Below are 18,879 nucleotides of genomic sequence, written 5' to 3'. Positions count from 1 at the left end.
GTGACGGCTGAGCCGAATCGCGTCGTACGCGCGAACCTCTGGTCCTCCCCGGCCATGAGTTACTACTTGCTGGTTGCCTCGACGTCGATACTCCTTCTGCTCGGCCTAGCAGTGGTGTTGTCGAGTTCTTCGATCGCGTCCATCCGTCAACAAAACGGCAATCCATGGGCGCTCTTTCTCATCCAGCTTGCGGCGCTAGCGGCAGGCCTCGGCGCACTCGTCGTCGGCTCGCGCCTGTCGGTCGCCGGGTGGAAGCGTGTGACTCCATGGGTGTTCTATGGAGCGATTGGGCTGCTCGTCATCGTGATGACTTCCGGTTTGGCAATCGGAGGTAACCGCAACTGGGTCAAGCTTGGCCCCGTGACCGTGCAGCCCTCCGAGATGGCCAAGTTGGGGCTCGCGCTCTACCTTGGAATCGTCCTCTCAACCTTCAGGAAACACCTCACCACGTTCAAGCGAATCATGGTTCCGGGTGGGGTCGCCGCGTTGGTAGTCCTTGGACTGGTGCTGGCGGGCAAGGACATGGGAACCGCGATTATCCTGGCGATGCTCGTTGCCGCGGCGTTCTGGGTTGCGGGCCTCCCTTTCCGCTTCTTCGCGGTAGGAGGCGTTGCCGCGGCGGCCGCGATGACGGTGCTGGTCTTCGCCGCCAGTTCGAGGGTGGCGCGCATCCTGACGTGGGCTTCACCCAATTGCGATCCCACCGCCGCTTGCTATCAGCAGACGCACGGCACGTGGGCGCTTGCCTCGGGCGGGCTGTGGGGTGTGGGCCCCGGGATGAGTCGGGAGAAGTGGGGATACCTTCCCGCGGCCGACAACGACTTCATCTTTGCGATCCTCGGCGAGGAGTTCGGGCTCATCGGCACCCTGCTGGTGCTGGTGGCGTTCACGATGATGCTGATCGCCGTAAGCCGCATCGTGCGCCGCCACAAGGACACCTTCGCGCAAATAGCTTCCGCCGCCATCGGCGCCTGGCTCATTGGTCAGGCCTTCGTCAACATTGCGGTCGTACTCGAACTCCTGCCGGTCACCGGCATTCCGCTGCCGCTTGTATCTTCCGGGGGTTCGTCCCTCGTCGCCTCGCTAGCCGCGATCGGGGCACTGATGGCTTTCGCGCGCTCCGAACCCGGTGCGAAACAGGCATTCTCCGCTCGACCGTCGGTCATGCGGCGCTCGATCGCAGTGATGGCAAGGGGGCGCGTGTTGAGGGGGAACCGTGGCTAGGATCCTGCTCGCAGGCGGCGGCACTGCAGGTCACGCCAATCCGCTGCTCGCGACCGCCGAGGAACTCTTGTCGAGGGGCCACGACGTCGCGGCCCTGGGCACGGCCGAGGGCCTCGAGGCGGAGTTGGTTGCTCGGGCAGGGATCGACTTCTACGTGGTCCCCAAGGTGCCCTTGCCCCGCAGGCCATCGCTCGATTTGCTGAAGCTTCCCTCGCGATTGGGCTCGGCGGTTCGCGCAGGCACTCGCGCGATTGACGCGATCGAGGCTCAGGCAGTCGTGGGCTTCGGCGGCTACGTCTCGACCCCTGCCTACCTCGCCGCGCGCCGGCGCAAGGTGCCGATCGTGGTGCATGAGGGCAACGTCTCACCCGGGATCGCGAACAGGCTCGGTGCGCGCTGGGCCGCCGCGGTCGCGGTGACCTTCGAGGGAACGCCCTTGCGCGGAGCGGAGGTCACGGGCCTTCCGATGCGTCTGGCAATCACGGAGCTCGCGGGGAGGCTCTCCGACGGCCGGACGAGAACCGAACTTCGAGCGCGAGCGCGCGAGTCCTGGGGTTGGGACGCGGATGCTCCCACCTTGCTCATCACCGGAGGCTCCACGGGTGCGGCCAACCTCAACGCGGCCACGGCGGGGGCGATCGAACACTTGGTACAGCACGGGGTTCACGTGATCCACCTCACCGGCAGGGGCAAGTCCGAAGGCGCCGAGCGCGCTCGCGGCAATCTGGCTGCCAGGCACCGCGACATGTACGTCATACGGGAGTATGTGCACGACATGGAGACGGCGTTTGCCGCCGCCGATGCGGTCGTGTGTCGCGCGGGCGCGGGCACGGTGTGCGAGATTTCCGCGCTGGGACTTCCCGCGGTGTATGTGCCCTTGCCGCATGGCAACGGCGAGCAGGCGCTCAATGCCAAGGGAGCAGTCGAGGCGGGAGCAGCCACGCTGATTCGTGACGGCGATCTCAATGCCACCTCTCTTGAATTGGCCGCGGAACCGCTCGTTCTCGACGCCACGACTCAGGAGGCGGCGCGAGCGGCCGCCGCGACCGTGGGCATCGTCGACGGCGCCGCGAGGCTCGCGAATATTGTCGAACGTGTGGTGAAGGCATGAGGTTTCATTTCATTGGAGTGGGTGGCTCGGGAATGTCCGCCGTCGCGCGCCTTGTCGCCGCGCGTGGAGTGACTGTCACCGGCACCGACAAGAAGCGCAGCGCGTACTTTTCTGCCCTCGAAGCCGCCGGCGTCGACGTCCGCGTGGGCCACGATCCCGATCTGGTCGTGGGCGCCGACGTGGTCGTTATTTCTACCGCGGTGCGCGAGTCGAATCCCGAACTAGAGCGGGCCAGGAGCCTTGGGATCGACGTGTGGCATCGCTCGGAGGCCCTCGCGTGGGCCCTCGCGGGCAAGCGATTGGTTTCCGTTGCGGGATCCCACGGGAAAACCACGACGTCGGCGCTCGTTGCCCACGTGTTGCACACCTGCGGAGTCGACGCGAGCTATGCGGTCGGCGCCCGTGTGTACGGCGTGGAGGGCGCCGTTGCGGGTGGATACGGAGGGTCCGCGATGGAGGCCGTTGTTGAGGCCGATGAGTCCGACGGCTCCTTCATGCGCTACGACACCGCCATCGCGATCGTCCTCAACGTTGAGTCCGATCACCTGGACTTCTACGGATCGTTCGAGGCGGTCGAGAGGGCGTTCGTCGACTTCGCCTCCAAGGCACCCGTGGTGATTGCGTGCGCCGACGACGCCGGATCCGCGCGAGTGGCGGACGCCGCCGAGGCGGCGGGCTCGCGAGTGATTCGTTACGCAGCATCGTCGCTACGCACCCCGGCCAAGCTTGCCGATGTCCAGGTCGACGTCGACTCTGTGACGTGGGGTGATGTCTCGGTGCCATTGATGGTTCCCATTCCGGGCGCCCACCAGAGGCTGAACGCGGCGGCCGCGTGGGCCGCTGTCGTTGAACTTGGCGTCGAGCCTGGCCGTGCGGCCGCGGCGATCGCGTCCTTCGCGGGCACCGGCCGGCGCTTCGAGTTGCGCGGCGAGGTGGATGGAGTGCGTGTGATTGACGACTACGCACACCACCCCACAGAGGTGGCCGCGGTGCTGGCCGCCGCGCGGTCCGCCGGCGCCGGACGTCTTGTCGTGCTCTTCCAACCCGCGTTGTTCACCCGAACCCAAGCGCTCGGTGCTGAGTTCGGCAGGGCGCTGTCGATTGACGACGCGGCACTCATCCTGGCCCCGGTTCATGGGGATCGCGAAGACCCTATCCCGGGGGTATCGTCGCAGCTCATCGCCGACGCCGTGACGCTGGGTTTCGGCACCACACTTGAACTCGCGGACGACCTTGCGGATGCGGCGAGCAGGGCGGCTGCCGCGGCGCGTCCGGGGGACACGATCATGACGATCGGGTCAGGCACCGTCACCGAGGCGGCCGGGTGGATCGTATCGGCCTTGGAGGCACGCCGTGGCTGAACGCAGGCCCCCAAGCGTGGGCAATTCGCAAAAGCGGGAACCCGAAGCGGCTCGCCCCTCCGCACGCGGTCGCGCACCCAAGCCCGACGTCGGCGGTGGTCAGCTGCCGCGGAGGGAAGCCCCAAGGCGTCGCTCGACGGGACAGGTAGAGACCCGGTCGCGTCGCGATATCGAAGAGCCCCGCAACGAGCGGCCCGTCTCGCCTCGAGAGGCCCACTCGCCCGCCGCATCGACATGGACCCGCGTCGACCCCAAGAGTGCGCCGATCGATACCGTCACTCATCGGATGAGCGAGCGTTTGGCGGAGCGCAAGCGCACCGAGAGAAGGCGTGCGCTCGCGCGATTCGGGCGTTGGGCCGCGGTGGTCGCGGTTGCCGCGGGTGCGCTCTGGGCATTCTTCATGTCGCCGCTCTTTGCTCTTGATCCCGCCAAGGTTGAGCTTTCGGGGATGTCAAACGAGATCGACGCGACCGCGGTCACCGGCGTTCTTGCGTCCCACGACGGCGAATCCCTTGCGTTGCTCAATGTTCCGCACGTCGCGGATCAGTTGCGCGACATCAAGGGTGTGCTCGATGCGAAGGTCGAACGGGTGTGGCCCGCGGGACTGCGCGTCACTCTCGTGGCACGTCACCCGGTGGCGGCAATCGCTAGTGGCACGGGCTTCGCTCTTCTCGATGCCGACGCGATTCAGGTGGGTCTCGCGGATCAGGCGCCGGCGGACCTGCCCCTCGTGACCGTTCCCGTGGGTGACAACCGCGTCCTTGCGGCGGTCCTCGAAGTAATTCGCAACCTGCCGGCCGACCTTCTGGGGAAGGTGAGTGGCATCGGCGCCCAGACCGAGGACACGGTGTCATTCGACTTGAAGGGCGGGCCACATGTCGAGTGGGGGAGTTCGGGTGACTCGGCGTTGAAGGCTCAAGTGCTCGAGGTGATGCTCGCCTCGCCCTCTGCGGCGACCGCGGGTGTGATCGATGTTTCCGCGCCAACGCTGCCCATCACACGGGCCGCAGGTTAGCGAAGTCGCGCGACACGCGAGCGCACGTCCGCAGGTTCGACCGTCACTCCACGTACCGTCTACACAGGTCAACTTGACATAACTCTGACCCTCAAGTTGAACGTTAATGTTGAAGGGAAGGCCATGGCCGCACCGCAGAACTACATTACGGCGATCAAGGTCGTCGGCGTCGGCGGCGGCGGAGTCAACGCCGTCAATCGCATGATCGAGGTGGGCCTTAAGGGCGCCGAGTTCATCGCGATCAACACCGACGCTCAGGCGTTGCTCATGTCCGATGCCGACGTCAAGCTCGACATCGGCAGGGAACTGACTCGCGGTCTGGGCGCAGGAGCCGATCCCGAGGTCGGGCGCAAGGCCGCCGAGGATCACGAGGACGAGGTGGCCGAGGCCCTTCGCGGTGCCGACATGGTCTTCGTCACGGCGGGAGAGGGCGGCGGCACGGGCACCGGGGGCGCACCCGTGGTGGCGCGCATAGCTCGCGGCCTCGGCGCGCTCACCGTCGGTGTGGTGACGCGCCCGTTTAGCTTCGAGGGCCGTCGTCGTTCCGATCAGGCCGATTCCGGCATCGAGCGCTTGCGCGAAGAGGTTGACACCCTCATCGTTATCCCCAACGACAGGCTTCTCGACATCGACGACGCGAGCCTGTCCGTCCTGGGAGCCTTCGCCGCCGCCGATCAGGTCCTGCAGGGCGGCGTTCAGGGCATCACCGACCTCATCACCACCCCAGGCCTCATCAACGTCGACTTCAACGACGTGAAGTCCGTCATGAAGGGTGCTGGTACGGCACTCATGGGTGTGTCGAGCGCGCGTGGCGAAAACAGGGCGCTCACTGCTGCAGAGGGCGCCATCTCCTCGCCGCTTCTCGAGGCCTCGATCGAGGGCGCACACGGCGTGCTGCTCAGCATCGCGGGCGGATCAAACCTCGGCATCAAGGAGGTCGAGGTCGCCGCGCGCCTGGTGCGCGAGGCTGCTCACCCCGAGGCCAACATCATCTTCGGGACCGTCATCGACGATGCCTTGGGTGACGAACTCCGTATCACCGTCATCGCCGCAGGCTTCGATGGTGGCGCTCCGCCGATTCGCCGCCACCTTGGGGCGCTGGGCACGGTGCCGGCAGCGGTTCCCACGCCGTCGACCGCCGTGCTGGAGCCCATCGACGCCCCCGTGGAGGACGATGTGGCGCCGGTTCAGGTGCGGGAGCCCGAGGCGCACACGGCCGCGATCGACGTGCGTCCTCGGTGGGTGGACGAAGACGCGCTCGATGTTCCGGAGTTTCTGAAGTAGTGATGGATGCCCGACTACCAGTCAGGGCATTCTTCACGGATCGATACGGGGGAGTCAGCGCCAAGCCGTTTGACCAGCTCAACCTGGCAGAACACGTTGGTGACGACCCCTCCGCTGTTGCCGCCAACCGCAAGGTCGTGGAAGAGCGCGCGGGCGGCACGGTCGTGTTCATGCGGCCGCAGCACGGGACGAAGGTGGCCGTGCTTGGTGACGACTACCTGGATGGACGGGAGCCGCCCGAGGCCGACGCGCTCATCACGACCGTTCCAGGACTGGCTCTCGCTACCCTCGCGGCCGACTGCGTACCGCTCTTGATCCACGACGGTCTGTCGGGTGCGGTCGCCGCCGTGCACATCGGTCGCGAGGGCCTTCGCAGGGGCATCGTCGACACGGCCGTTGCCGCTCTCATTGATCTTCGCCGCGGTTGGCGCCACGAGGAGATGATCACCGCGAGCATCGGACCCGCCATTTGTGGCCACTGCTACGAGGTATCGGGTGAGCTGCGGGCCGGCGTCACCAAGTTCCACCCCACGGCCGCCGCCACAACGAGCTGGGGCAGCCCGGCTCTCGACCTGCCCGGTGCCGTGGCCGAGCGGCTCGCCGAACTCGGCATGACGAACGTCTTCAGGCACCGCTACTGCACTTTCGAGGACTCGAACCTCTTCTCGTATCGCCGTGACAAGGTGACGGGACGGCAGGCGGGTGTGGTGTTGTGCGAGGCGAGAACGTGACGACGTCGAGACCGCGGCATCGAGACCGCGGCATCGAGACCGCGGCGTGTCGATCATCGCGACCACGCGGCATTGAGGCCACGGCGTGTCGATCATCGCGGCCCCGCAGTGCCGCGCTTACCGTGGTGGAAGCAAGATCCAAGTGTGAGAGCGGAGCATTAACATGAGCGCCATGCGCAAGGCGATGCAGTACTTCGGCTTCGATGTCGCCGATAGAGACGACTACGACGACTACTACGCCGACGAAGAGCTGGCGCCGGTGACGAACCTGCACGACGTCGCGGCCGTGCGCGAGCACCGCGACTCGCGGCCGCGCACCGACGCGGTGCGGCAGCACCGTCCGCGCGCGAGCGAGCCAGGCGACCTCCGTCGTATTCAGACGATCAAGCCGCGCACCTACAACGACGCCAGACTCATTGGCGAGGCCTTCCGACAGGGTGTTCCGGTCATCATGAACCTTACCGAGATGGCTGAGGGCGATGCGAAGCGTCTCGTCGACTTCTCGGCGGGCCTGGCGTTTGGTCTTCGCGGATCCCTTGAGCGGGTCACGACGGCGGTCTTCCTGTTGTCGCCAGCCCACGTCGAGATTGCCGTGGACACGGAGCAGGCGCCCGCACGCGACGGTTTCTTCACAGGCTAATCGGCGTTCGAGGGATAAGTTCCGCGGTACCTCAGGTAGCCTAGTTCGGTGCCCTTCGCAATTGATCTCGCCCTTTTCGTGCTGTGGATCGTCTGGATCATGCTGATCGCACGGATTGTTCTGTCTTTCGTGCTCTCCTTCGCGCACGACTGGCGCCCGGCTGGAGTGCCAGCGCTGTTGGTCGAATCGGTGTACACCGTGACCGACCCGCTAATCAAGCCGTTGCGGAGAGTTATTCCTCCGATTAGCATCGGCGCGATCCGATTGGACGTGGCGTTTCTCATCGTCTTTATCGCGGTGATGGCGCTTCAACAGCTCCTGACGGCGCTGAAGACACAGATTGGTTAGGTGGCTACGCGCGTGAGGAACTCAAGCCCCCGCCGATACGTAGGGGGAATACGTGACCACTGCACACGAGGCACGCGCGCTGCGCGTTCCGCGACGCGAGGAGGGATGACGCATGGCGTTGCTCACCGCTGAGGACGTTCTGAACAAGGCGTTCTCCAAGACGAAGTACCGCGAAGGTTTTGATCAGGACGAGGTCGACGACTTCCTCGATGAGGTCGCGAACGCCATCTCCGCGCTCACCGCCGAGCGCGACGAGTTGCAGGCGCGCCTGTCGCAGTATCAGGCGGGCGGTGCACCAGTTGCCGCAGCCGCCGCGCCGGCCCCAGCAGCCGAGCGGCCGGGCGGCGTGTCATCCGCCTCCGCCGACCTCCTCGCTGCGGCCACCGACCCGAACCCGCCGTCGGCCACCACGATGTTGTCTATGGCGCAGAAGCTCCATGACGACTATGTCCAGGCGGGCGAGGCTGAGCGAGACCGCATCATCGACGAGGGCAAGTCCAAGGCCGAGTCAATTGTCGAGCAGGCGGCGACCGACGCGCGTGTGCGGATGCAGTCGCTCGATTCCGAGCGAGCGGACCTTGAGCGGCGCATCGACGACCTCAGGCGGTTCGAGCGGGACTACCGGGGTCACCTGCGCAACTACCTCGAGAACCTCCTGGGAGATCTCGAGCACAATTCTGCACGAGGCGGTGTCGGTGCGCCGGGAGTCGGTGCGCCCGGTGTCGGTGCGCCCGGTGTCGGTGCGCCCGGTGTCGGTGCGCCCGGTGTCGGTGCGCCCGGTGTCGGTGCGCCCGGTGACGATGCGCCCGGTGACGATGCGCCCGGTGACGATGCGCCCGGTGACGATGCTCCGTCCATGACCCCAGAACCACCGCTCTTCGGCGGCGGGTTCGCGGCCGAGCAGCCCGTGGCTCCCAAAGAGCCCGTCGCGGTGCCCGGGGTGGACCTCAGCGCCGAGCCGCAGCCATCGGTCGGCGCTGTTGCCGCGCCGGAACCTTTCGCGCCGACGGCCGAGCCGGAAATCCGTGCTCAGGGCTTTCACGTGAGCGAAGCCGTACCGGTTCCGTCGTTCGCCGAAGAGTTGCCACCCTTCCCCGGGATGCCTCAGTCCGCGAGCCCTTTTGCCTCGCCGTTTAAGGACGCCAACCCGTTTGCGCCCTCGGCGACGCCCAAGGCGGCGGAGATTCCAGCCGACGGCTCCTCGACGCCAGCCGCACCAGCAGAGGCGGACCCAGAAGAGGAAGCACCTCGCTGGAACTTCTAACAGCGTCACCGCAACGCGCCGGGCTTGGGACTGTTGTCCCAGCGCGGCGCGTTGCCTTTACTCGAGAGTGCGACTACTCTCGCTCCGTTACCCAAGTGAGGACCTCATGACGAGCACAGACGTTCCCATCGTTAAGGTGGACCCCGCGGACTTGAAGGCGGCCGATGCCAAGGCTGTCGCAGTACGCGACGGAGACGAGCCGTGGAAGATAGGCGAGCTTCGCGACATTGTCGTGACCCTCAATGCCGACGTCGAGCGACTGCTTGTCGAGTTCCGTGCCAACGAGGTTGACCTCGATGACCTTCTTCACACCTCCGAGGGCTCGGGCGATGACCAAGCCGACGCCGGCTCGACCGCACTCGAGCGCGAGCAGGAGATGTCGATCGTCAACAACACCCGCGAAATGCTTGAGGAGTCTGTAGACGCGTTGCGGCGCATCCAGAACCACGCCTTCGGCGCGTGCATCTCGTGTTCTCAGGGCATCGGCAAGGCGCGCCTGCAGGCGTTCCCGCGCGCCACCCACTGCGTCGCTTGCAAGCAGCGCGAGGAGCGCCGTTGACCGTGCGGCCGGCCGTGTGGCTGGCCGCGGTCCTCGTAGTCGCCCTCGATGTCTTCACCAAGCAGTGGGCGCTGAGTTCTCTCACACCCGGAGTGCGTCACCACGTCATTGACGGCGTGATTTCGTTCCAGCTGGTCTTCAACTCGGGCGCCGCGTTCTCGCTGGGCGAGAACTACACGTGGGTGCTCACGGTGGTGGCCGCCGTTGTCACCGTCGGAATCGCCTACTACGCCCGACGGGCGCGGACGTGGTGGTCGGTCGGACTCTTTGGGATCGCCTTGGGCGGGGCCCTAGGCAACCTCCTTGACAGGCTCTTCCGGGCGCCGGGATTTGGGCGCGGGCACGTGGTCGACATGATCAACTATCACAACTTTTTCGTCGGCAATGTGGCTGACATGGCGATCGTTGGCTCGGCCGTGACATTTATGGTGATGAGCATGCTGGGACGCAAACCGTTGATGCCTCTCCCGGAAGGTCCGTCTTCGTCGAAGGGGAAGGCGGACGCCTTCGAAGATGCCTCCTCGTGAGTGACACTCGCTACCTTCCAGTTCCTGACGCACTCGTAGGCCAGCGCGCCGATGTCGCGCTCGCGCGAATGCTTGGCCTGAGCCGCTCCAAGGCGGCCGACATTGTTGAGGCCGGGGGAGTGAGCCTCAACGGCAACACGCTCGGCAAGTCGGACCTTTTGGCCGACGGCGTTCTCGCGGTAGACCTGCCCAACGAGCGCGGTGCGGTCCCCGAGCCGTCGATTCCCGGCGGCCTGGTGGCCGTCTATGAGGACGAAGACATCATCGTCATCGATAAGCCAGTTGGCGTGGCGGCGCACCCCTCTCCCGGATGGGAGGGGCCCACAGTCACGGGAGCGCTTGCCTCGGCGGGGATCACGCTCGCTCCAGTGGGCGCCGCGGAGCGCCAAGGGATTGTGCACCGGCTCGACGTGGGGACCTCGGGCCTCATGGTTGTCGCCAAGACCGCGCCGGCGTATTCGGCGCTCAAGCACGCCTTCAAGGAACGCACCGTTGAGAAGGTGTACCACGCGGTTGCTCAAGGCCACGTGGAGCCGACTCAGGGAACGATCGACGCTCCGATCGGGCGCCACCCCACCGCTGACTACAAATTCGCCGTGGTCGAAGGTGGGCGGGATTCGATCACTCACTACAAGGTCCTCGAGATGTTCCCCGGTGCGACACTCGTCGAGGTCCACCTCGAAACGGGCCGCACCCACCAGATTCGTGTCCACATGGCCGCCATCAAGCACCCGCTCGCGGGTGACATCACTTATGGCGGCGACCCGGTCATGGCCCAGAGACTGGGACTCAAGCGCCAGTGGCTCCACGCGAAGGAGCTCGCCTTCGAGCACCCGACGCGTCACGGAGAAGTGAGGGTGACGACCGAGTACCCCGATGATCTTGCGCACGCCCTGGGGAAGTTGAGAGGTTAGAACGATGCGCGTGATTTCCATCACCACCCCCGAGGAGTTCGCCGAGGCGTTGGCCGTGCGGTTCGCCGTCTTTGTCGGCGAGCAAGGAGTAAGCCCCGACGCCGAGCGAGACGGGATTGATATTGATCCGCGGACGCTTCACGTACTCGCGTACAGCGACGAAGGCGAGGTGCTTGGCACGGGGCGCCTCGTGGCACCGCATTCCGATGCGGCACACGGTGCTGCGGTGGGCTTCGGCAACATGGATCCCTCCCACCCCCACATCGGTCGCTTGGCGGTCCTGTCGAGTGCCAGAGGCGCCGGAGCGGGCAAGGCGCTCATGATCGAACTCGAGCGGCAGGCGCTTGCGCTGTTCGGTGAGGGGAGGCGCATCAGGGTCGAACTCAGCGCCCAGGACCACGCGCTTGCGTTCTACAAGAAGCTCGGTTACACGACGTTCGGCGACGGCTACCTCGATGAGGGCATCCCACATCACGACGCCTTCAAGATCGTGGTGCCTCGCTAGCGAGAGTCTCGCCCCGTCATCGGGCCGTGACGATCGGGCTCTCGGGATCGAGCCGCCCGTCCTCCATGGTGAGGACCCTGTCACAGTGGTGCAGCACGTCGTGGTCGTGGGTGACCATGACTGTCGCGACGCTCGAGAGATGTGTCTCCTCACTCAGGAGGCCCACGATGTCCTGACTGCGTTGGCGGTCGAGCGACGAAGTTGGCTCGTCCACGAGCAGCAGCGAAGGGGAGTTGACCAAGGCCCGCGCGATGCCGACTCGCTGTCGCTCACCGCCCGAGAGTTCGTGGGGCCTTCGGTTCGCCTTGTGCGCCATGCCGACCTGCTCAAGCAGGCTCGTCGGATCGAAGGTGCGTCCGCCGGCAAGGCGGTGGACAAGCCTCAGTTGGTCGGCGACCGTGAGGGCGGGCACCAGGTTGCCGCTCTGGAACACGAAGCCGATCTCGTGCAGGCGAAACCGTGCCTGCGCCCGGCGTGACAGCGAGGCCAGATCTTGGCCGTGCACGCGCACGGAACCGGACGTGGGGGCGGCGAGCGCGCCGGCGATGGCGAGCAGGCTGGACTTGCCGGCTCCCGAGGGGCCGACGATCGCCAAGAACTCGCCCGCGCCCACGCGAAGGTCGACGGAGTCGAGCGCACGCACGGTGCGGTCGCCGTCCCCGAGTTCGAGGGTGACGCCCGTCATGGAAATGCCCGCTGTGGTGGTGCTGGTGGCGTCGTGTGTGGTCATCGCTGTCCTCCGAGGGCCGTGAGGGGGTCGATGCGCACGATGCGGATCACGGCGAGTGCCGCACCGGCGAGTCCAAGAGTGACCATCACGGCGCTGGCGGCGGCCACGGGCGACGCCTCGATGGCGAAGGGCACCGCGCTGGGCATGATTGCGGCGAGAAAGAGTCCCGCGCCGACGCCGACGCCGGTGAAGGTAAGCAGCAGCGCGGCGGCCTGGATAAGGCTATCGCGGAGCAGGAAGCCGGACGAGGCGCCGACCGCCCGCAGCACCGCGAGTTCGTGGGATCGCTGCACCGTCCACACGGTGAAGAATGCGCCGATGACGAGCGCGACGATCACGTAGAGGAACGCCTGGATGAGCGTGATCGTCGTCGTCTCGGCGGTATATCCCGGCGAGGCTCCGAACGAGTCGGTGAGGGACCGTGTGGTGGTTCCGGCCGCGGCGTCGCCTCGCGTGGCGTCCCATCCCGCACCCGGCCTGGCGCGCAATGCGATGGCGCTCGCGGTGTCGTGAGCGGCGTTCGCGACGTCCGCGGTGGTGGGCGCGCCCGCGGCGGAGCGGCCCGTGGAGAGGTATTGCCAGGTCGCGAGTGGGACGTAGCCGACGTCGACGTGGCCGAAGGTGTCCTGGCCGGTCGTGAACCCGATCACCCGCAGTTGGGTGCCGACCCGATCGAGGGTGATCACGTCGCCCAGGGCGACTCCGCGGTCGCGGGCCGTGGCTGACAGGACGATGCCGTCGGTCGGCCCGAGCTTCGCGCCGCTGCCGATCTCGGGAGCCAGGAAGGACGCGGGGCCGACGCCGAAGAGCGTGACGTCCAGCGCGGCACCACCTGCGGTGTGGGTGTTCACGATCGACACCCCGAAGAGTTCGGCGTCGGAGATTCCTGGTTGTGCCGCCCACGTGGCGCGTTGGGAGTCGTCGACGACCGAGCGCATGAACGCGTTGTCGGTCTTGGTTCCCGCCGCGAAGGCAAACGCGGTGGCGGGCAGGCGCTTGAGGCCGGAGACGCCATCATTCACCAGGCCGGTAGACAGACCGGAAAGCATGACGGTGAGCAGCGCAAGGAGGCTGATCACCAGGCCGATGAGGACGAATCGGCCGCGCTGGAAACCCAGCGAGCGCAGGGCGAGGAACATGGGGCTCCTTCGGGCTTTGACATGGGCGATGTTATCGACTCGGTGTCGATAACGTTAGCGACTATATGTCGGTAAACCGATAAGGGCAAGTTCGACGCTGTCGGGCATGTGAGTCGTCGCGGAACCGCGCCGGTGCGTCGTCGTCAGATTGAGGAGGCGGTGTCGCCGCGGGCGGCGAGGTATGGGTCCAGAATCTCCAGGATGCCCGCCATCACCGCGTGGGCGTCGGCGCCCGATTCCACCTGGCGGGCGCCGGAGTGTACGAGAGCGTTGACGAGTTGGGCCGTGAGCTCGGCGTCGGTGCTACCTATCTCGGCGAGGGCCTCGGTGAGCGGCTCGACCAGGCGTTGGTGAAAGTCGGCCGAGTGGCGGCCCATGTGTTCGGCGGGCGCGATCGCGGCGAGTGTGCGCGCCAGGGCGTGCTCTCCGTCGGAAACCAGGCCAATGTTCTCCCTGACGAAGGCGCGAACGCGTCCAGCGGAGGTGGGCTCGGCGGCGTAGGCGGCCTGAAAGCGCTGCTCCCATCGCGGGAACGTGTGCTCGACCACCTGCGCCAGCAGGTCCTCGCGTGAAGAAAAGTAGTGATAGACGCTCGAGCGGGACAGGCCGGCGCGCTTGCCCACCGCCGCGAGGCCGGGGATTTCTTCGGGGCGCTCGTGCAGCAGGGTGACGGCGGCGTCGAGTAGGGCGGCGCGGCGGGCCGCCCTGTGCTCGGCCACCGTCGCTTCCACGATCTTCGGCACGACTTCCCCTTCTCGCGGGTGGTGATTCTCGGCGCGGGGCGCCGGACCGGGCCACCTTACCGCGCGGCCCACGACGAGAGGGAGCCGCCAGGCGGCGCGGACTGGCTCCGCGGGTCACCCGAGAACGGCGCGGATACGCTTCTCGCTCACCGGCTCGTCGGTTCCCAGTTGCTGCGCAAACAGCGACACCCTGAACTCCTCGATCATCCATCTCGCCCGCTCCAGGCGCGTGGTCGCCTCGAGATCGGGGCCGCTCGCGCCGACGGCGGCCCGTTCGCGATCGAGTTCGGAGACCAACTCGCGCACGCGCCAAGCCAGCTCCGCGTCCCTCGCGGGCTCCGATTGTGCCTTCTCAATCCGGTGGCGGGCGGCCTTCAGGTATCGCGGCACGTGCCGAAGGCGCTCCGGCGGGGTGCGCGACAGGAAGCCGTCCCCCGCAAGGTCCGTGGCGAGGGCTCGTGCCTCTGCAAGCGTCGCGAGAAGCGCCATCGACGTGGTCGAGCGGATGTCGGTGTCGAGAGCCCGTGCCTGCTCGGCGACCGAGACGGCGATGACCGCGAGACGCAACACCTCGTCCTCGAGCTTACCCCTGACGGTGTCCCGCAGCGCCCCGTACCGCTCGGCGTCGCGCACAGCGCCGGCGTCGGTGTCGCCGCCGGAGGGCGTGAGCGAGCGGATCGCCGAAAGTTGAAGATCGGTCACGAGCGAATCCGTGTTGCGGTATCCCGACGCGGCGAGGGCGAGCGACTGCGTGCCCGACCAGCGTGAAGTGACGCGTTTGGTCGCGAGGCCGCACTCCGTGAGGAGCAGGCGTCGCACCCCGTCGGCGTGGAGGGCGTCCCGCACTCGTGCGTCGGCCGCTATCCGGAGCGCGGCGGACGCGCCCTCGTCAACGAGCCCGGGATAGCCGCGCGCGATGGTGCCCCCGCCGATGTCGCTCTCGACCACCTCGGGAAGGGCGCCCGAAGGGAGATCCGTTGGCCAGGTGGTCAAGGACTCGCGCTCGTGGATTCCGCCCGTGCCCATGGGGGGTGCCGATGGCCGCGGACCGGGGGTCGCTCCCTTGGGCGGCGCTCCGCTCCCAGGGGCCGATGCCGCCGCGCCGGGAAGGGCACTACGCACGGCGCTGCTAGACACGGCATTGCGCACCGCCTGGGCGGTCCGCGCCGCAAGGTTTCGCTGAATGAGGGCAAGGTTGCGCGATTCCTCGATCGTCTCTTCGCGACCGTCGGTGTTCTCGGTGACCCGGAAGGTGATGCGCAGGTGCGAGGGGAGGCGTTCGTCCACGTCCGCCCAGGCATCGGCCGGGATGTCGACGGCGCGCAGGTCGCGGGCGGCCCTCGTGAACTCGGTCCTGTACGACTCGGCCTCGCCACGTGAGCGCACTCGGTCCTCCCAAGACGGGCCGTGGGCCTCGATCCTCGCGACGATGTCCCTCGCCACGTCGGGGGCGGGCACCAAGAGACGGCGCACGGTCTTCGGCAGCGCCCTGATGGTGGCCGTCGTGAGCTCGGTGAGGAGCCCCGGCACGAGCCAGTCGAAGCCGTCTTCGCTCACGCGAGGGAGCACCGCGAGGGGCACGTGGACGGTGACGCCATCGGCATCGCTGCCCGGGGCGAACTGGTACGTGACTGGCAGCGTGAGGCCTCCATGCGGCCAGGCATCGGGAAAGGCCCCGGGGTCGAACGATGGTGCCTCCGGCAGCAACAGGTCCTGCGTAAAGGTCAGCAGATCGGGGGTGGCGCGCCTGGCGCCCTTCCACCATGAGTCGAAGTGCCTGGCGGACACCACCTCGTCGGGGATCCTGTCGTCGTAGAACTCGAACAGAGCCTCCTCGTCGGCCACGAGCCCTCGCGTGCGCGAGCGCGCCTCGATCTCGGAGGCCTCATCCAGCAGGCGGCTGTTCTCGGCGAAGAAGGCGTGGTGCGTGGTCCACTCTCCCTCGATGAGGGCGTTCCTGATGAACAGCTCGCGCGCCTCAACCGGGTTGACCTTGGCCCACAACACGGCCCTGTCGGCGACCAGGGGGACGCCGTAAAGCGTCACCCGTTCTTGAGCCATGGCGGCACCCTGGCGCGTTGACCAGTGCGGCTCGGAGTAGGAGCGCTTGGCGAGGCTGCCCGCGAGTTCCTCGGCCCACGCGGGGTCGATCTCGGCCACGTCCCTTGCCCACAACCTGTTGGTCTCGACCAGTTCCGCGGCCATCACGAAAGCGGGCGGCTTCTTGGCTAGGGGGGAGTTGGGCTGGATCGCGAATCTGGCGCCGCGCGCACCCAGGAACTCGTTGGGCGCCCTCCTTGAGGCTTTGCGCATGGCCGATGCCCGAGCGTCGCCCCTGAGGTGCGAGAAGCTCGAAGCCTTGGGCGGGGAGACGTCCTGGATGCCGATTTGGGTCAGCAGGCCCGCGAGCACCGAGCGATGGATTGCGTCCTCGTTCCACGAGTGGGTGAACGTGGGCTCCATCTTGGTGGCGGGCGCGGGTGAGGAAGGGGCGCCGCCCGCATTGCCGGCCCCTGCACCGCCGGCCCCTGCACCGCTGGCCCCTGCACCGCTGGCCCCTGCAACGCCAATCCCCGCATCGGCCGGGCTGCTGGCCCGCTCGTGACGGCGGGGCTTGATGGTGATGCCGACGGGCTTCGCGGCGTCGCGCAACTGCTGCACGAGGTCCTGCCACTCGCGCACCCTCAGGTAGTTCAGGTACTCGGAGCGGCACAACCGCCTGAACGCGCTCCCGGAGAGCTCGCGCTGCTGTTCGCGCAGATACGCCCACAGGTTGAGGTACGCGAGCAGGTCGGACTTGGGGGTGGAGAAGCGCCGGTGCTGCAGATCGGCCTCCGCACGCTTCTCCGAGGGGCGCTCACGCGGGTCCTGAATCGAGAGGGCGGCCGCGATAATCGCGCATTCGTAGGCGACCGAGTGCTTCGCGCCCTCGACGATCATCCGCGCCTGGCGGGGGTCGAGGGGCAACCGGGCGAGCGCGCGGCCCACCTCGGTAAGCCTGGTCTTGCCCCCGCGGCCGGTGGTCACGGCGCCGAGGTCGGTGAGCAGCTGGAGGCCGTCACGGATCGACCTGATGTCCGGCGACTCGACGAAGGGGAAGGACGCGACGTCGTCCGGTGAAGAGACCACACCCACGCTGATCATGTGCAGCAGCACCGAGGCGAGCGAGGTACGCAAAATCTCGGGCTCGGTGAATGCGGGCCTGGACTCGAAGTCGTCCTCCGCGTAGAGCCTGATCGCGATGCCATTCGCGAGGCGCCCCGCACGACCCGCGCGTTGGCGAGCGCTCGCCTGGGAGATGGGCTCGATCGGGAGGCGCTGGACCTTGGTGGCCTTCGAGTAGCGCGAGATGCGCGCGGTGCCTGGGTCGACCACGTAATGGACGCCTGGCACCGTGAGGGAGGTCTCGGCGACATTGGTGGCGAGCACGATGCGCCTGGCCGCATGCGAGGCGAAGACGCGGTGCTGCTCGGCCGCTGAGAGCCTGGAATACAGGGGGAGCAACTCGACGGCCTGGGGGTGGCGCGCGTCCCTTACGCGAGCGCCCAGGTGTCCCTCGAGGGCCTCCACGGCGTCGCGGATCTCGCGTTCGCCAGAGAGGAACACGAGGATGTCGCCGTGACCCTCGCGCATGAGCTCGTCGCAAGCCTCGACGATGCCCGTCATGAGGTCCCTCTCCTCGCCCTTGGTTGGGCCCGCGAGGGGTCGGTACCGCACCTCGATGGGGTAGGTGCGGCCCGTGACCTCGACGACGGGCGCGACGGGCTGGGTTTCAGCCGCCGCACCGCCGTCGGCGATGGGCCCGCCCGGAGCGCTGTGCTGATTGCTTTGCACCCCACGGGGCGCACTGTGCTGATTGCTTTGCACCCCACGGGGCGCACTGTGCTGATTGCTTTGCACCCCACGGGGCGCACTGTGCTGATTGCTTTGCACCCCACGGGGCGCAAAGTGACGCGCGAAGCGCTCCGAATCGATGGTGGCGGACGTGATGATGATCTTGAGATCGGGGCGACGGGGGAGCAGGTTGGTGAGGTAGCCGAGGAGGAAGTCGATGTTGAGGCTGCGCTCGTGGGCCTCGTCGATGATCAGGGTGTCGTACGCACGCAGCTCGGGATCGTGCTGGATTTGGGCGAGCAAAATCCCGTCGGTCATGACCTTGACGAGAGTGCGTTCGGAGGACTGTTGAGTGAATCGCACCTGGTAGCCGACCACGTCGCCCAGGGTGGTGCCGAGCTCCTCCGCGATGCGTTCCGCTACTGAGCGCGCCGCTATTCGTCGCGGCTGGGTATGGCCTATTTGCCCGGTGCGGCCCCTGCCCAATTCAAGAGCAATCTTGGGAATCTGGGTCGTCTTCCCGGATCCCGTCTCTCCCGCGACGATCACCACTTGGTGGTCCCGGATCGCGGCCGCGATGTCCGCGCGTCGAGCCGAAACGGGCAGGTCCTCGGGGAAAGTGATCGGGGGAAGCGCGACGAGGGCACGCGCGGCGGCCGCCTTTTGTCGGTCGACCTCGGGCCGCTTGCTCGCGGTTGATCCCGCGCGGCGTGTGGAGGTCATGTCTCCATTGTCGCGGTCACGGCGTCGGCATTCTTGCGCGGGCACCGGACGTACCGTCCCCGACACACCGTCCCTGACACACCGTGGCGCGACGCGCCCGGCGACACGCCGACACGGCGTCGCTGGCCGCCGGGCGGGTGTCAAGGACGGTGCGGGGGCGCCGGAAACGGCCGTCGCGAAACCGCGGTGGCTAGTGGTCAGGGACGCGAGTCGGCGGACCGCGGTGT

Annotated in this window: 17 protein-coding genes; 13 read left to right on the top strand and 4 right to left on the bottom strand. The window is 67.3% G+C overall.

Annotation, left to right across the window (positions count from 1 at the left end):
* From BKA03_RS09335 to BKA03_RS09275, 13 genes are all read left to right on the top strand, one after another.
* Complete coding sequence (locus tag BKA03_RS09335) at window positions 1–1,224, top strand: FtsW/RodA/SpoVE family cell cycle protein (RefSeq protein ID WP_062076122.1); 1,224 nt, start codon at window positions 1–3, stop codon at window positions 1,222–1,224.
* Complete coding sequence (gene murG / locus BKA03_RS09330; protein WP_062076123.1) at window positions 1,217–2,335, top strand: undecaprenyldiphospho-muramoylpentapeptide beta-N-acetylglucosaminyltransferase; 1,119 nt, start codon at window positions 1,217–1,219, stop codon at window positions 2,333–2,335. Before BKA03_RS09335 ends, murG begins: the two co-directional genes overlap by 8 nt.
* Complete coding sequence (gene murC / locus BKA03_RS09325; protein WP_062076124.1) at window positions 2,332–3,696, top strand: UDP-N-acetylmuramate--L-alanine ligase; 1,365 nt, start codon at window positions 2,332–2,334, stop codon at window positions 3,694–3,696. Before murG ends, murC begins: the two co-directional genes overlap by 4 nt.
* A gap of 286 nt (window positions 3,697–3,982) precedes the next feature.
* Entirely contained in the window at window positions 3,983–4,711 is a 729-nt protein-coding gene (locus tag BKA03_RS09320) for a cell division protein FtsQ/DivIB (RefSeq protein ID WP_062076125.1), read from the top strand.
* Window positions 4,712–4,834: 123 nt separating this feature from the next.
* Window positions 4,835–5,995 (top strand): cell division protein FtsZ, encoded by a 1,161-nt coding sequence (gene ftsZ, locus BKA03_RS09315; protein ID WP_062076126.1) that lies wholly within the window; start codon window positions 4,835–4,837, stop codon window positions 5,993–5,995.
* A gap of 2 nt (window positions 5,996–5,997) precedes the next feature.
* Complete coding sequence (locus tag BKA03_RS09310) at window positions 5,998–6,726, top strand: purine nucleoside phosphorylase YfiH/LACC1 family protein (protein WP_083972069.1); 729 nt, start codon at window positions 5,998–6,000, stop codon at window positions 6,724–6,726.
* Between the two features lie 163 nt (window positions 6,727–6,889).
* Window positions 6,890–7,366 (top strand): cell division protein SepF, encoded by a 477-nt coding sequence (locus BKA03_RS09305; protein ID WP_062076128.1) that lies wholly within the window; start codon window positions 6,890–6,892, stop codon window positions 7,364–7,366.
* Between the two features lie 48 nt (window positions 7,367–7,414).
* Window positions 7,415–7,714, top strand: a complete 300-nt coding sequence (locus BKA03_RS09300; RefSeq protein WP_238579476.1) for a YggT family protein — start codon at window positions 7,415–7,417, stop codon at window positions 7,712–7,714.
* 112 nt (window positions 7,715–7,826) lie between these two features.
* Window positions 7,827–8,978, top strand: a complete 1,152-nt coding sequence (locus tag BKA03_RS09295; RefSeq protein WP_062076129.1) for a DivIVA domain-containing protein — start codon at window positions 7,827–7,829, stop codon at window positions 8,976–8,978.
* Window positions 8,979–9,084: 106 nt separating this feature from the next.
* Window positions 9,085–9,537 carry a TraR/DksA family transcriptional regulator gene (locus BKA03_RS09290; RefSeq protein ID WP_062076130.1) on the top strand — a complete coding sequence of 151 codons (453 nt, stop codon included), beginning with the start codon at window positions 9,085–9,087 and terminating at the stop codon, window positions 9,535–9,537.
* A gap of 2 nt (window positions 9,538–9,539) precedes the next feature.
* A complete protein-coding gene (gene lspA / locus BKA03_RS09285) occupies window positions 9,540–10,064 on the top strand; it encodes a signal peptidase II (RefSeq protein WP_238579479.1) in 525 nt (174 codons plus the stop codon).
* Window positions 10,061–10,978 carry an RluA family pseudouridine synthase gene (locus tag BKA03_RS09280; RefSeq protein ID WP_062076131.1) on the top strand — a complete coding sequence of 306 codons (918 nt, stop codon included), beginning with the start codon at window positions 10,061–10,063 and terminating at the stop codon, window positions 10,976–10,978. Before lspA ends, BKA03_RS09280 begins: the two co-directional genes overlap by 4 nt.
* Before the next feature lie 4 nt (window positions 10,979–10,982).
* Window positions 10,983–11,483 (top strand): GNAT family N-acetyltransferase, encoded by a 501-nt coding sequence (locus BKA03_RS09275; RefSeq protein ID WP_062076132.1) that lies wholly within the window; start codon window positions 10,983–10,985, stop codon window positions 11,481–11,483.
* 16 nt (window positions 11,484–11,499) lie between these two features.
* On the opposite strand, the gene BKA03_RS09270 is transcribed toward BKA03_RS09275, so the two are convergent.
* From BKA03_RS09270 to BKA03_RS09255, 4 genes are all read right to left on the bottom strand, one after another.
* Window positions 11,500–12,213 carry an ABC transporter ATP-binding protein gene (locus BKA03_RS09270; RefSeq protein WP_062076133.1) on the bottom strand — a complete coding sequence of 238 codons (714 nt, stop codon included), beginning with the start codon at window positions 12,211–12,213 and terminating at the stop codon, window positions 11,500–11,502.
* Window positions 12,210–13,352, bottom strand: a complete 1,143-nt coding sequence (locus tag BKA03_RS09265; RefSeq protein WP_062076134.1) for an ABC transporter permease — start codon at window positions 13,350–13,352, stop codon at window positions 12,210–12,212. The genes BKA03_RS09270 and BKA03_RS09265 overlap by 4 nt, the downstream gene beginning before the upstream one ends.
* A 143-nt stretch (window positions 13,353–13,495) precedes the next feature.
* Window positions 13,496–14,095, bottom strand: a complete 600-nt coding sequence (locus BKA03_RS09260; RefSeq protein ID WP_062076135.1) for a TetR/AcrR family transcriptional regulator — start codon at window positions 14,093–14,095, stop codon at window positions 13,496–13,498.
* A 114-nt stretch (window positions 14,096–14,209) separates the two neighbouring features.
* On the bottom strand, window positions 14,210–18,652 hold the full coding sequence (locus BKA03_RS09255; protein WP_062076136.1) for a DUF3418 domain-containing protein: 4,443 nt from the start codon (window positions 18,650–18,652) through the stop codon (window positions 14,210–14,212).
* Window positions 18,653–18,879: the final 227 nt, after the last annotated feature.

Source organism: Demequina lutea (genome assembly GCF_013409005.1).
Taxonomy (GTDB): Bacteria; Actinomycetota; Actinomycetes; order Actinomycetales; family Demequinaceae; genus Demequina; species Demequina lutea.
Note: the sequence above shows the minus strand (reverse complement) of the source record. Positions and strands in the feature narration are given on the sequence as shown.